The organism is Georgenia sp. TF02-10 (genome assembly GCF_022759505.1).
Lineage (GTDB): Bacteria > Actinomycetota > Actinomycetes > Actinomycetales > Actinomycetaceae > TF02-10.
The window spans coordinates 2,261,093-2,273,835 of record NZ_CP094289.1 but is presented as its reverse complement, the minus strand read 5'-3'; the positions used below and the strand labels follow the sequence as shown (position 1 = coordinate 2,273,835).

Here is a 12,743-nt window from a genome sequence, read left to right as displayed (position 1 = left end):
GTGCCGGCACGGCTCGTTCGACTCCGCATCCTCCGCGCAGCAGAACCCCCGCGCCTGGGCCGCCTCGTCCGCCGGAGACCACACCAACCACCCATCCGGACCCGGACCGTCCCACCCCCACTTGCCGGACGGACCGGCAGCACCGGGACGACCAGCAGCAGCACCAGCCGCCGGCCGCTTCTCCCGCTCACCATCGAACATAGGTACAGAGTAAGCGTGGGGTACGACATCCGACCCCGACCCGTCCCCACCCCGGCTCGGCCCTCCGGCAGCACTTCCGGGGCGACCGGCAGCACCACCGACGGAGTCGGCAGCAGCAGCAGCACCGGCTCCCGGCTCGTCCCGCTCCTCCTCGAACATGTGTCCATGGTGGGACCGACCACCGACATCGCGCCCGGACTTGTCCCCAGCGTTGGGGAACAACCCACTCCCACTACCGCCGGCGGGGCCGGCAGCACCGCGCACGCCGCCACTCCCAGCGCCTGCTTCCGGCTCGTCCCGACCGTCGTCGACCGTTGTTTGCCGTAGGTGTGCGAGCGCCAAGGTCCGCCCTGTCCGGGCCTTCGAATCGCGCCGGCGTGAGGGTTGACGCGTGCCGGCCGAGCACCGTCACCAACCCCTACTCAACCCAAGGCGACGACCGCCGTCGAGCCCGAGGAGACCGCCGGACGTCCCGATAGGCTCGTGGTCCTCCCGATAGGCTCGGGGGCATGGCCCAGGCCCAGCCGGACCCCGACGTCGCGGACGGGTACCCCAGCTCGTGGGTCGCCGACGTCGTGCTGCGGGACGGGTCGACCATGCAGATCCGGCCCATCCGGCCGGAGGACGCCGAAGCCCTCCAGCGCTTCCACACGGCGCAGTCGGCCCAGTCGATCTACTTCCGGTTCTTCGCCCCAATGGACCGGCTGAGCGAGCGGGACCTCTACCGGTTCACCCACGTCGACCACCACGACAGGGTGGCCCTCGTCCTGGTCCAGGGCGAGGAGATCCGGGCGGTCGGCAGGTTCGACGTGATCGACCCGGGCGTGGCCGAGGTGGCGTTCAACGTGGCCGACAGCGAGCACGGCCGCGGGCTCGGCTCGGTGCTGCTGGAGCACCTGGCCGCGGCCGGCCGTGAGCTCGGGGTGCACCGGTTCGTCGCCGACGTCCTGCCCGGCAACGCCAAGATGATCCGGGTCTTCACCGACGCCGGGTACGACGTCGAGCGCCGCCTCGAGGACGGCATCATCTCGGTGTCCTTCAGCATCGAGGAGACCGAGCGGTCCTGGCGGGTGATGGCTGAGCGGGAGCGGCACGCCGAGGCGCTGAGCATGCGGGGCGTGCTGCAGGCCGCGTCCGTCCTCGTCCTGGCTCTCGGGCCCCCCGGCGAGGAGGGCCAGGTCCTAGCGGCCGCGGTCGCCAGGTCCCTGCTGGCTAGCGCCTTCACCGGCCCGGTGCACCTGGTGGGCCTGCCGCCGGCGGGTCCGCCCCCGGCCGGACAGAACGATCCTGGACCGGGCGACGGCGATCCGCTCGGGGAGTACCGGCACGACGGCGGACCCGGAGAGCCTGCACCGCCCCGGGTCGGCGAAGGCCCAGCCGGCGAGCCGGAGCCGCTCGCCGACGTCCGCCTCCACCACGACCTGGCCGAGGTCAGCGGCCCGGCGGACCTCGCCGTCGTCGCCGGCCCACCCGCGGAGGTCGTCGCCGCGGTGCCGGCGCTGGCGTCGCTGGGCGTGCGGGCCCTGGTGGTCCTCTCCCACGGGTTCGGCGAGCGCGGCCAGGCCGGGATGGCGGTCCAGCGCGACCTCCTGCGCGCCACCCGCGCGGCCGGCATCCGGATCGTCGGGCCGGCCTCCTACGGGGTCGTCGGGCACGGCCCGCACGGCCGGTACAACGCCTCGCTCTGGTTCGAGGCAGGCCCGGGCGGCGGCGCCCCCACCCCGCTGCCGGGCGACGGCGACTGGGATGCCCGGTCCTGGGACCGGCACCAGCAGGCTCAGCCCGACGACGGCGACCGGGGCACCCGGCCGCCGGGCCGCGCCCAGCCGTCCTCGCCCGACGGTGACGAAAGAACGCCCGATGGTGACCAACCAACACCCGACGGCGGCGCAGCACCGATCACCGACCAGGCCCGCGGGCTCGGACTCTTCGGCCAGTCGGCCGCCGCCGGGCTGGCGCTGCGCTCGACCGCGTCCCGTCGCCGCCTGCCGGTGGCGAGCTTCCTCTCCGCCGGGCACCGCGTCGACGTCTCCGGCAACGACACCATGCAGCTGTGGTCCACCGACCCGCGCACCGCCGTCGGCGCGCTTTACCTGGAGTCCATCGGCAACCCGCGGAAGTTCTCCCGGATCGCTCGCCACCTGTCCGCCAGCACGCCGCTGGTCGCGGTGGTGTCCGGGCAGACCGGGCAGGCCTCCCCGCCCGGCCACGCGGTGCGCACCTCCAGCCAGCCCCGCCGCGTCCTGACCGAGATGCTGCGCCAGGCGGGCGTGGTTGGGGCCCGGTCGGTGCGGGAGATGCTCGACGTCGCCGGCCTCCTCCTCGCCCAGCCGCTGCCCGCCGGGCCGCGCACCGCGATCCTGTCCTCCTCCGCGGCCCTGGCCGGGCTGGTCGCGGAGGTGCTGCGCTCGCACGGCCTCGACGTCGCCGGCGAGCCGGTGACCCTGCCGCCGCTGGCCGGCGCGGCGGACTACGCCGCGGCGCTGGACCGCCTGACCGTCCGCACCGACTTCGACGCCGTGGTCGTCGCGCACGCCCCGGTCCTCGGCACCACCGACACGGCTGTCGCCGGCGCGATTGCCCAGGTCGCGGCGCGGGACGGGAGGACCTGGGTCGCGACCGCGTACGGCCTGCACGGCCTGACCCCCGAGCTGACCGCAGCCGGGCGCACGGTGCCGTCCATGACCACCGTGGAGGACGCCGTCACCGCCCTGGCCCGCGCGCTCGACCATGCCCGCTGGCGCAGCCGCGCCGCCGACCCACTGGTCGACCCGCCCGGCACGGATCCGGCCGGTGCCCGCGACCTGCTCGCCGCCCCGCTGACCGGGCTGCCCCGCGGCCGGCGCCAGCGCCTCCCCGCCGAGGCCGCCGCGGAGCTGCTCGCCCGGTACGGCATCGAGGTGGTGCCCGCCACGGTCGTCGCCGACGCCGCCGAGGCGGTGGCCGCCGCCGAGCGGATCGGCTGGCCGGTGGCGCTGAAGGTCGCCGACGAGGTGCTGCGCCACCGAACCGACCTCGGCGGGGTCCGGCTGGACCTGGCCGACGCCGACATGCTGACCGAGGCGGTGGAGCAGATGCGGACCCGGGCCGAGCGGGTGCTGGGCCGGCCGGTCCGGTTCGAGGTCCAGGCGATGGCCCCGCCCGGCGTGGCCTGCGTGGTGCGCGGCACGGAGGACGAGCTGTACGGCCCGGTGGTGGCCTTCGGGCTCGCCGGGGACGCCACCGAGCTGCTCGGCGACGTCGCCTACCGCATCCCGCCGCTGACCGCCGCGGACGTCTCGGAGATGGTCCGCTCGGTGGCGGCCGCGCCGCGGCTGCTCGGCTACCGCGGGCTGCCGCGGTCCGACGTCGCGGCCCTGGAGGACCTCCTCGCCCGGCTCTCCCTGCTCACCGACGACCTGCCGGAGGTGGCGGAGGTGACCCTCAACCCCGTCATCGTGGGGGAGGAGGGGCTGCACGTCGCCTCGGCCGCCGTCACCGTGGCCCGGCCGGCCCGCCAGGACGCCGGGCGCCGCGCCCTGCCCGCTCCGCCGGGGAACGGGCCGGGACCGGCAGGGGGCGCCGTCGGCGGGACGGGTCCGGCGAGCAGCACTGGCGGGACGGGTCCGGCGGGCGGCGCCGTCGGCGGGACGGGACCGGCGGGCAGCCCTGGCGGGACGGGTGAAGCGGGCGCCGTCGGGCCGCCCGGGACGCCCCCCGGCACGGGCGCGGCACCCGGACCGGCGCCCGGACCCGGCGCGCCGCCGGCCGTCCCCAGCGGGACCGGCGGGGCCGGGACGGAGGTGGAAGAATGACCGGATGCCCGTGACCAACCTCGCCCAGCAGCTGCGCTCGGACCTCGACCACGCCGGCTACTACCCCGAGCTCGTCGCCGGCGTGATCGACGTCGCCCTGGCCGACGAGCCGGTGCAGTCCTTCCTCGTCCACCCCGAGACGACCTTCGACGACACCGAGGTCCGCCGCCACCTCACCGCCCTGGTGCTCACCCCCACCCGGCTCGTCGTCGCGCACGTCGACGACGGGCCAGGCCCGGACGGGCGGACGAGCGCGGCGGCGACCACCGAGGCGGTGGCGCTGGGCGAGGTGCGCTCGGTCGGCCTGACCCACGGGGTCACGGAGCCGGCCGGCCGCAGCATGCGCACCCAGGAGCTCACCCTGGCGGTGAGCTGGGGCGGGGTGGCCAACGTCGACCTGCAGCCGGCCACCTGCGGGGACCCGGACTGCGAGGCCGACCACGGCTACTCCGGCCTGATCTCGCCCGACGACGTCCTGGTCCGGGTCTCCGCCGCGGCCGAGGGCGGCGACGCCCTGGCCGCCGCCCTGGCGTTCGCCCGCGCGCTGTCCGCCGCCACCGCCGCGGCCGGCCGCGGCGCCGCAGCACCCTCGGTCGGCCGCCGGGCGTGAGCACCTGGCCCGACCCGGACGGGCGCCACGTGCGCGCCGTCATGCCCGCGGCGCTGGACGCCGTCGGGCTGACCACCACCTCCCACGGCCGCCCCGGGTCCGCGGACCGCGCCGTGCTCGGCCTGCCCGCCGCACCGAAGGCCTGCGTGGTCCTCGTCGACGGCCTGGGGATGCAGATGCTCCTGGCCCGCGGCGGGCACGCCCCGTTCCTGCGCAGCCTGCTGCCCGACGCGCTGACCCTGACCTCCACCTTCCCGTCCACGACGGCGGCCGCGGTGACCGCCGTCGGCACCGGCGAGCTGCCCGGCCGCACCGGCATGCTCGGGTACTCGGTGCGGGACCCCGCCGACGGCGGCCTGCTGGGCCTGGTCCAGTGGGACCGCACCTCGGTCAGCCCGCGGGCCTGGCAGCGGCGCGACACCCTCTTCGAGCAGCTCGGCCACCGCCGGGCCGCCGGCGCCGAGCTGCCCGAGGTGGTCGCCGTCGGGCCGGCCCGGTTCGTCGGCTCCGGGCTGACCGAGGCGGCGCTGCGCGGGCTGAGGCACGCCTCCGCCGAGTCCTTGGCCGACCGGGTGGACCTCACCGTCGCCCAGCTGCGCCGGCCCGACGTGGCGGCGGTCTACCTGTACTGGGGCGAGGTGGACCACACCGGGCACGAGCACGGCTGGGGGTCCTGGCAGTGGGGGGCGGCGGTGGAGGAGCTCGACGGCGAGCTCGCCCGGCTGGCCCGGGTGCTGCCGGCGGGCACCCTGCTCCTGGTCACCGCCGACCACGGCATGGTCGACGTCACCGACCGGCTCGACGTCGCCGCCGTCCCGGCGCTGGCCGAGGACGTCGAGCTCGTCGCCGGCGAGCCGCGCGCCTGCCACGTCTACACCGCCCCGGGCCGGGGGGCCGCCGTCGCGCAGCGGTGGCGCGAGGTGCTGGGGGACCGGGCCTGGGTCCCCACCCGGGAGGAGCTGCTCGCCACCGGGCTGCTCGGCGAGGTCGACCCGGCCCTGCTGGCCGCCGTCGGGGACGTCATGGCCGTGCTCACCGGCACCAGCGCCGTGCTCGACTCCCGCACCCAGCCGCCCACCTCCCTCGCCCTGGTGGGCATGCACGGCGCGCTCACCGCCGAGGAGATGGAGGTCCCGCTGCTCAGGACGGTGGTGTAGGTGGCCCGGCCGCCCCGGACGGTGACGCTGGTGGACCGTCTGCTCAGGACGGTGGTGTAGGTGGCCCAGCTCGTCTTCTTCACCGGGACGATGGACTCGGGCAAGTCCACCCTCGCCCTGCAGATGGACCACAACCACGCCGCCCGGGGCCGGGACGGGCTGATCTTCTCCCGCAACGACCGGGCGGGCGCGGCGGTCCTCTCCTCCCGGCTGGGCCTGGCGGTGCCCGCGGTGGAGGTCGACGACGGCACCGACTTCTGGGCCGAAGTGGTCCGCCGCCGCACCCGTGGTAGCCGGGTGGACTACCTCATCTGCGACGAGGTGCAGTTCTACACCGCCGACCAGGTCGAGCAGCTCGCCCGGCTGGTCGACGAGATGGACGTGGACGTCTTCGCGTTCGGGATCACCACCGACTTCCGCACCCGGCTGTTCCCCGGCTCCGCGCGGATGCTGGAGCTGGCCGACCGCACCGAGCGGCTGCAGGTCGAGGCGCTGTGCTGGTGCGGGGCGCGCGCCACCCACAACGCCCGGACCGAGGGCGGGATCATGGTCACCGAGGGGGAGCAGGTGGTCGTCGGCGACACCGCCGAGCCCGGCCGGGGCCCACGTGGGGAGGTCGGGTACGAGGTGCTGTGCCGGCGCCACCACCGCCGCGGCATCACGGCCGCGGTCGCCCGGGCCGCGAGCCTGAGCCCGCCGACGCTGCCGCTCGGGGAGTAGACGCCGGCGCGGCCGGGCCAGCGGGGCGGGGCCGGCGTCGCGCCTGAGGCGGCCGGGCCGACGGGGCGGGCCGGTGGGCCCATGCTGATCGAGCCGAGCCGGCCAACAGCGCGCGGTCGGGCCAACCGGCGACGGCGGCGGGCGCTACTCCGGCTTGGCGCCGAAGACGATCTCGTCCCAGCTGGGCACGCTCCGCCGGGCGTTGCGCCGGCCGGACCGGGCGGCGCCGGCCTCCCGGCGCGGGGCCGCCTGGTCCGCCCCGGGGCGTCCCGACGGGCCCTGCGCCGCAGCCGACGACGGCGGGCCACCGGCCGGCCGCTCATCCGCCCCGGTCGTGGGCCCGGTCGACGCTGCGTCGCTGGGGGCGGGCAGCGCCGGGGTGGTTCCGCGCTCGATCAGGTCGGCCGGGTCGCCCGCGGCCGGCGCGGGACCGCCCGGGAGGGCCGGGGTGGTCCCGGGCTCGGCCGGGCCGGCCGTCGCCCCGGCCTCGCGCGCGGGGAGCGCCGGGGTCGTGCCGGGCTCCGGCTCCGCGCCGGCCCGGGTCGACCCGCGCCGGGGGAGGGCGAGGACGTGGGCGTCCACCGCCTCCTCGGGCCGGGAGGCCGGCGGGTGCGCGCCGGGGATCGACCACGGGTCGCCGTCGTCCTCCTCCGGCTCGGGCGGCACCCGGGTGCCGCGGTGCGCGGCGAGCTCGGCCAGCAGCACGTCCGTGCCGGCGGCGCCGTCGGCCCCCGCGCCGTCGGTGGCGGGCGGCGGGCCGTCGGCCGGGTGGCTGCCGGCGGCCTCGACGTCGAAGGGGGCCCGCCCGGCGCCCACCGTCGACAGGTGCCGCCGCGGCGCGAACCCAGGCCCCACCTCCGTCTCGGAGAGCCAGCGGGCCTCGTCGTCGACGGCGTGCAGCGTGCGGGCGGCGAGGTCCATCTCCCAGCGCGCCTCCCGCTCCCGGTCGGCGGCGACGAAGGTGACCAGGACCTCCCACGGCCCGCCCGGCCGGCGGACCGCGTCCCAGTCCAGGGACTGCACGGCTACGCCGCGGGCGGCGAGCCGGTCCACGACGAGGTCGCCCAGGCGGGGGGCGTCGCCGTCGTGACCGATCCGCTGGGCCTGCGCCTGCTGGACCACCCAGGCCCGTTCGGCCAGCACCGGGCCCTCGTACCGGCGCACGTGCTCCACCGGCAGCCCGGACATCTCGGCCACCTCGGTCACCGACGCCCCGGCCCGGATCAGGGACTGGATGTCCTTGGGCCGCAGCGCCGACTCGCCGGCCGCCTGCAGCGCCTCCAGCCGCGGGCGGTCCCGCCGCACGGCGGCGCGCAGGGTGTCGTCGATCGGGAGCAGGTACCGCCGACCGTCGGGGTCGGTCAGCGAGAGGTGCTCGCCGTCACCGTGGATCCCGAGCAGCTCGAGCTCAACCATCGGTCCTCCTTGGGGGCCTACTGCTCACGAGGGTGCCACCCGCCGGGCCGGGCACCGCGCATTCGCGGCGGTGTGTTTCGGCACCCGCCACCGTAGGCGGCGCGGGCTTCGTCGCGCCCTTGTGGGCCTGGTCGCCCGACGGCGGGGCAGTGGTCGCGCCCGCGGGCCCGGGCGGTGGTGGCCCCGACGGCGGAACCTGGCCGCGCCCGACGACGTGCGCCGAGCGCACCCGAGGTTGTGGACGGGTACGGGCTGTGAGTCTCGCCACTGTCTGGCCACGGCGTGGGCAGCACCGCCGGCGGTGGGGCACAATCCGGTGTCCGCGGGAACACCAGGGCGTCCCAGACGTTGAATCCCACGGGCCGGCACCGCGTGCCACCCAGCCCCGACACGACGAAGAAGAACCGGAGCGTGACGCCGAGATGGCGACCGACTACGACGCACCGCGCAAGACCGAAGAAGACCTGGGCGAGGACTCCATCGAGGAGCTCAAGGCCCGCCGCAACGAGAAGGTCTCGCCCTCGGTGGACGAGGACGAGGCCGACGTCGCCGACAGCTTCGAGCTGCCCGGCGCCGACCTGTCCGGCGAGGAGCTCTCCGTGCGAGTGCTGCCGCGCCAGGCTGACGAGTTCACCTGCGCCAAGTGCTTCCTGGTGCACCACCGCAGCCAGCTTGCCTACGAGGACAACGGCCAGCTCATCTGCTCCGAGTGCGCCGCCTGACCCACCCGACCTCAGCGCCGGTCCAGCGCAGCGAGCAGCTGCGCGGGCCGGCGCGTGCACACTACCCACGACGGCGTCGCGTCCCGCGGGTCCGTCACCGGCAGGCGTACCGCCGAGCGCACCCACGGCCGCTGGCACACCCAGTCCCGGGCGTCGGCCGACACCCCGAGCGCCTGACGCAGCCCCTCGGCGTCGAGGACCTCGCCGGGACCGAGCGCACCGACCGGGATGACCGCCCCGCCGGCCCGCAGCCGGAGCTCCTCCGCCTGCCCGCCGTCGGCCGGGTCCCCGCCGGCGACGACGGCGACCACCGGGGACGACAGGGCCACGATCGCCCCGACGGCCAGCGTGCCGAGCACCCCGACCACCAGCGCCGCGGCGCCGCCGCCGATCGGCAGGGCGAGCACCCCGCAGGCCAGACCGGCGAGCGCCACGACGACCAGGCCACCGGGCCCGGGGAGCAGCCGCTCGGTGTACCGCGTGGTCATGCGCCTACTGTGCCACCCCCGCCCGGGCCCGGACGCGGCGCAGCAGGCCGGGACGCCGACGCGGGCGTCGCGCGGGCTCAGCAGCCCGGACGCCGTCGCGCGGGCCCAGCTGGCCCGGGCGCGGGTACAGTCGGGACGGCCGGGGCGCCGGCCTCCGGCCGCCAGCCGGTGCCCGACCGGCAGCCGGCACCCGGCCACCGGCCGCTGCACCACCACCAGCCACCGCCGGCGACCGGTGGGACCCTGGACCGCCGGGCCGGGGCCGGCCGGTGGCCCACCGTCTGTACCCGCCCCGGAGCCGGGGCCAGCTAGCCACGATGTCCGAGGAGACCACCCGATGAGCCTGTTCTCGCGCCGCCGGCGCGCCGACCGTCCGCAGGACACCGCCGCCGAGGCGGCCGGGTCCGCGCCGGAGACGGGAGCGCCGGCCGAGACGGACGCCGCCGCCGAGGGCGGTGCAGCCGCCGCGGGCGGCGCTGCCGCGGCGAAGACCGACGAGGCCGCCGCGCGCGGCCCCTTCGACGTCGCCGACGTCCCCGACCTCGGCACCCGGCTGGACCTGGGGGCGCTGCGGGTGCCCGCCCGCGCCGGGCTGCAGGTCCGGCTGGAGATGGAGCGCAAGGCCCGCACGATCGTGGCGGTGACCCTGGGCCTGGACGGCTCGGCCATGCAGCTGCAGGTCTTCGCCGCCCCGCGCTCCACGGGCATCTGGGCCGAGCTGCGCGACGAGATCGCCGCCTCGGTCAGCAAGCAGGGCGGCACGGCGGAGGAGGCCGAGGGCCCGTTCGGCACCGAGCTGGTCGCCCGGCTGCCGGTCAAGACCCCGGACGGGCGCAGCGCGCACCGGCCGGCCCGGTTCGTCGGCGTCGACGGGCCGCGCTGGTTCCTCCGCGCCGTGCTGACCGGCAAGGCCGCCGTCGAACCGGACGCCGCGGCGCCGCTGGAGGAGCTGCTCGCCGACGTCGTCGTCGTGCGCGGCCCGGAGGCCCGGGCCCCCCGCGACGTGCTCCTGCTCACCGCCCCCGGCAAGCCCGCGCCCGCCCCCGCCCCGGGCGCGCCGGAGACCCCCTCGTTCGACCCCCTGGCCCGGGGGCCGGAGATCACCGAGGTCCGCTGATGCCCCTGCGCGACGCCCTGCACCGCCTCGCCGCCTCCCGCGAGGAGCTCGAGGCCGCCGACGAGCTGGCGATCTGCCGCGCCCACGGCGCGACGCCGGTCGCCGAGGTCCAGCCCCGTCGGCCGGCCCGGGTCTACGGCGTCGTCTCGGCGCTGACGTACCGGCCCCGCGGTCAGGCCCCGGCGCTGGTCGCCCGGCTCTACGACGGCTCCGGCACGATGGACCTGATCTTCCTCGGCCGCCACGAGGTGCCCGGCATCGAGCCGGGCCGCCGGCTGCTGGCCGAGGGGATGGTCCTCGACGATCGCGGTCGGCTCGCCATCTTCAACCCCGCCTACCGGCTGAGCCCGCCCGGGGGCCAGCAGTGAGCGGCGGCCGCGGCGACGGCGCGGACGCCGGGCCTGAGACCGCCGGGCCCGAGACCGCCGAGCCGCAGGCCGCGGGGCCCTCGGGCGCTGAGGCGCAGGCCGCCGACCCACAGGCTCCCGGCACGCCGGGCGTCACGCTGCCCGGCGGACCCGGCGCGCCGGCCGGGGCGCTCGGCCAGCTCACCGGCCCCCAGTTCTCGCTAGCGGACTCCGTCGGCGGCGTGCGGGGCCTGGTGGAGTCGATGGCCCCCGGGGCCGTCTTCGTCGTCGTCTTCGTCGCCACCCGCGAGCTCGTGCCGCCGCTGGTGGCCTCCCTCGCCGTCGCCGTGGTCTCGATGGCGCTCCGGCTCATCCAGCGCACCCCGCCGACCCAGGCCGTCGGCGGGCTGCTGGGCGTCGCCGTCGGCGTGGTGTGGGCCTGGCAGTCCGGCCGGGCCGAGAACTACTTCGCCATGGGCCTGTGGACCAACGCCGCCTACGCGGCCGGGCTGCTGCTGGCGCTGGCGGCGCGCTGGCCCGCGGTCGGCGTCGTCGTGGCGCTGCTGCGCGGGCAGGACATGTCCTGGCGCACCGACCCGGCCCAGCGCGGCCGGCGGGCCCGGTACACCTGGGCCACCTGGCTGTGGGTGGCGATGTTCGGCGCGCGGCTGCTCGTGCAGGTCCCGCTCTACCTGCACGCCGAGGTCGCCTGGCTGGGCACCGCCCGGCTGGTCATGGGGCTGCCGCTGTGGGGCCTGACGCTGTGGTTGACGTGGGTGCTGGTGCGGGAGCGAGCAGCTCCTGCAGGTCGGTGAGGTCGCCGTCCTGGGCCATCGCCGAGACCACGAAGAGGAGCTCGTCGCCCTCCTCCAGGGTGTCGTCCTGGCTCGGGGCGAACGGCCGGTCCTCCCGGATCACGGCGGCCAGGACCGTCTCCGGCGGCCAGGCCACCTGACCGAGCCGGCGCCCGGCGACCGGGGAGCGGGGCGGCAGGGTGATCTCGTACATGCTCGCGCCGGACTGGTGGAACCGGAAGATCCGCACCAGGTCCCCGACGCTGACCGCCTCCTCCACCAGCGCGGTCATGAACCGCGGGGTGGAGACCTGCACGTCCACCCCCCAGGCCTCGTCGAACATCCACTCGTTCTTGGGGTTGTTCACCCGGGCCACCACCCGCGGCACCCCGAACTCGGTCTTGGCCAGCAGGGACACGACGAGGTTGACCTTGTCGTCCCCGGTCGCCGCGACGACGACGTCGCAGTCGGCCACCTGCGCCTCGACCAGCGCGCTGGGCTCGCAGGCGTCGGCGAGCAGCCACTCGGCCTCGGCGACGCTGGCGACCCGCATCGCGGCGGGGCTGCGGTCGACGAGCACGACCCCGTGGCCGTGGGCGAGGAGCTCGCGGGCGATGGACCGGCCCACCGAGCCGGCCCCGGCGATGACGACGCGCATCAGTCCTCCGTCCTCGGCCTCGCGGCGAGCAGCCGCTGGACCGTGCCGACCCGGTCGGTGGCCACCATCAGGTGGACGAGGTCGTGCTCCTGGACCACGGTGCCGGGCGTCGGGACGAGCCCCTGCCCGAGCCGGGTCAGGTAGGCCACCCGGGCCTGGGTGACGTCCTCGATCCGGGCCAGGTCCTGCCCGACCCAGGCCGGGTGCACGTCCACCCCGACCAGCGAGACCTGGGAGGAGGCGTCCTGGTACTCCGAGACGGCCCCGGCCGGCAGCAGCCGGCGCAGCACCTGATCGGCCGTCCAGCGCACGGTGGCCACCGTGGGGATGCCCAGGCGCTGGTACACCTCGGCCCGGCGGGGGTCGTAGATGCGGGCGACGACGTTGCCCACGCCGAACGTCTCGCGCGCCACCCGCGCGGCGATGACGTTGGAGTTGTCCCCGGAGGAGACGGCCGCGAAGGCGTAGGCGTCCTCGATCCCGGCCTGGGTCAGGGCGTCACGGTCGAAGCCCACGCCGGTGACCCGCCGGCCCTCGAAGTCCTCCGACAGCCGCCGGAAGGCCTCCGGGTTCTGGTCCACGACGGCGACCGAGTGGCCGTTGGCCTCCAGCTGGGCCGCCAGGGTGGCACCCACCCGGCCGCAGCCCATGATGACGAAGTGCACAGGCGGTGACGCTACCCGCCGGGCGGGCCGAGATCGACCGGACCGGGGCGGCCG

The 12,743-nt window shown here is 77.1% G+C and carries 12 protein-coding genes; 8 read left to right on the top strand and 4 right to left on the bottom strand.

The features are described 5' to 3' along the window. Window positions 1-710: 710 nt before the first annotated feature. From MF406_RS10240 to MF406_RS10225, 4 genes are read left to right on the top strand one after another with little or no spacing between them, the layout of a single operon-like run. Window positions 711-3,995 carry a GNAT family N-acetyltransferase gene (locus MF406_RS10240; RefSeq protein ID WP_242892817.1) on the top strand — a complete coding sequence of 1,095 codons (3,285 nt, stop codon included), beginning with the start codon at window positions 711-713 and terminating at the stop codon, window positions 3,993-3,995. Between the two features lie 4 nt (window positions 3,996-3,999). Continuing rightward, window positions 4,000-4,605 (top strand): DUF5998 family protein, encoded by a 606-nt coding sequence (locus tag MF406_RS10235; protein WP_242892814.1) that lies wholly within the window; start codon window positions 4,000-4,002, stop codon window positions 4,603-4,605. After that, entirely contained in the window at window positions 4,602-5,762 is a 1,161-nt protein-coding gene (locus MF406_RS10230; protein ID WP_242892802.1) for an alkaline phosphatase family protein, read from the top strand. The genes MF406_RS10235 and MF406_RS10230 overlap by 4 nt, the downstream gene beginning before the upstream one ends. A gap of 60 nt (window positions 5,763-5,822) precedes the next feature. Further along, window positions 5,823-6,482, top strand: a complete 660-nt coding sequence (locus tag MF406_RS10225) for a thymidine kinase (protein WP_242892799.1) — start codon at window positions 5,823-5,825, stop codon at window positions 6,480-6,482. Window positions 6,483-6,626: 144 nt separating this feature from the next. Here MF406_RS10225 and sepH read toward each other — a convergent pair whose 3' ends face one another. Then, on the bottom strand, window positions 6,627-7,898 hold the full coding sequence (gene sepH, locus MF406_RS10220; RefSeq protein WP_242892796.1) for a septation protein SepH: 1,272 nt from the start codon (window positions 7,896-7,898) through the stop codon (window positions 6,627-6,629). A 422-nt stretch (window positions 7,899-8,320) separates the two neighbouring features. On the opposite strand from sepH, the gene MF406_RS10215 reads away from it, so the two are divergent. Further along, window positions 8,321-8,620 carry a DUF4193 domain-containing protein gene (locus MF406_RS10215; RefSeq protein WP_242892793.1) on the top strand — a complete coding sequence of 100 codons (300 nt, stop codon included), beginning with the start codon at window positions 8,321-8,323 and terminating at the stop codon, window positions 8,618-8,620. An 11-nt stretch (window positions 8,621-8,631) separates the two neighbouring features. Here MF406_RS10215 and MF406_RS10210 read toward each other — a convergent pair whose 3' ends face one another. Further along, window positions 8,632-9,108, bottom strand: coding sequence for a DUF3093 domain-containing protein (locus MF406_RS10210; RefSeq protein WP_242892791.1), 477 nt, complete (start codon window positions 9,106-9,108; stop codon window positions 8,632-8,634). 337 nt (window positions 9,109-9,445) lie between these two features. Here MF406_RS10210 and MF406_RS10205 point away from each other — a divergent pair, with 337 nt between their 5' ends. Genes MF406_RS10205 through MF406_RS10195 form a run of 3 tightly spaced genes read left to right on the top strand, consistent with a single transcriptional unit; the run spans window position 9,446 to window position 11,387 of the window. After that, window positions 9,446-10,225 (top strand): DUF3710 domain-containing protein, encoded by a 780-nt coding sequence (locus tag MF406_RS10205; protein ID WP_242892788.1) that lies wholly within the window; start codon window positions 9,446-9,448, stop codon window positions 10,223-10,225. Beyond that, a complete protein-coding gene (locus MF406_RS10200; RefSeq protein WP_242892786.1) occupies window positions 10,225-10,593 on the top strand; it encodes an OB-fold nucleic acid binding domain-containing protein in 369 nt (122 codons plus the stop codon). Before MF406_RS10205 ends, MF406_RS10200 begins: the two co-directional genes overlap by 1 nt. Then, the gene (locus MF406_RS10195) at window positions 10,590-11,387 is read left to right on the top strand and encodes a DUF3159 domain-containing protein (protein WP_242892783.1); all 798 of its coding nucleotides are present in this window, start codon (window positions 10,590-10,592) and stop codon (window positions 11,385-11,387) included. Before MF406_RS10200 ends, MF406_RS10195 begins: the two co-directional genes overlap by 4 nt. Here the strand turns inward: MF406_RS10195 and MF406_RS10190 are convergent. Next, entirely contained in the window at window positions 11,305-12,024 is a 720-nt protein-coding gene (locus MF406_RS10190) for a TrkA family potassium uptake protein (RefSeq protein ID WP_242892779.1), read from the bottom strand. The two genes, MF406_RS10195 and MF406_RS10190, sit on opposite strands and share 83 nt — an antisense overlap. Then, a complete protein-coding gene (locus MF406_RS10185) occupies window positions 12,024-12,674 on the bottom strand; it encodes a TrkA family potassium uptake protein (RefSeq protein ID WP_242897761.1) in 651 nt (216 codons plus the stop codon). The genes MF406_RS10190 and MF406_RS10185 overlap by 1 nt, the downstream gene beginning before the upstream one ends. Window positions 12,675-12,743: the final 69 nt, after the last annotated feature.

What these genes read in the sequence shown, in the direction of transcription:
- MF406_RS10210 (WP_242892791.1), bottom strand. Translation starts at nt 9,108, where the DNA reads ATGACCACGCGGTACACCGAGCGGCTGCTCCCCGGGCCCGGTGGCCTG.
- sepH (WP_242892796.1), bottom strand. Translation starts at nt 7,898, where the DNA reads ATGGTTGAGCTCGAGCTGCTCGGGATCCACGGTGACGGCGAGCACCTC.
- MF406_RS10205 (WP_242892788.1), top strand. Translation starts at nt 9,446, where the DNA reads ATGAGCCTGTTCTCGCGCCGCCGGCGCGCCGACCGTCCGCAGGACACC.
- MF406_RS10200 (WP_242892786.1), top strand. Translation starts at nt 10,225, where the DNA reads ATGCCCCTGCGCGACGCCCTGCACCGCCTCGCCGCCTCCCGCGAGGAG.
- MF406_RS10215 (WP_242892793.1), top strand. Translation starts at nt 8,321, where the DNA reads ATGGCGACCGACTACGACGCACCGCGCAAGACCGAAGAAGACCTGGGC.
- MF406_RS10185 (WP_242897761.1), bottom strand. Translation starts at nt 12,674, where the DNA reads ATGGGCTGCGGCCGGGTGGGTGCCACCCTGGCGGCCCAGCTGGAGGCC.
- MF406_RS10190 (WP_242892779.1), bottom strand. Translation starts at nt 12,024, where the DNA reads ATGCGCGTCGTCATCGCCGGGGCCGGCTCGGTGGGCCGGTCCATCGCC.
- MF406_RS10235 (WP_242892814.1), top strand. Translation starts at nt 4,000, where the DNA reads ATGCCCGTGACCAACCTCGCCCAGCAGCTGCGCTCGGACCTCGACCAC.
- MF406_RS10240 (WP_242892817.1), top strand. Translation starts at nt 711, where the DNA reads ATGGCCCAGGCCCAGCCGGACCCCGACGTCGCGGACGGGTACCCCAGC.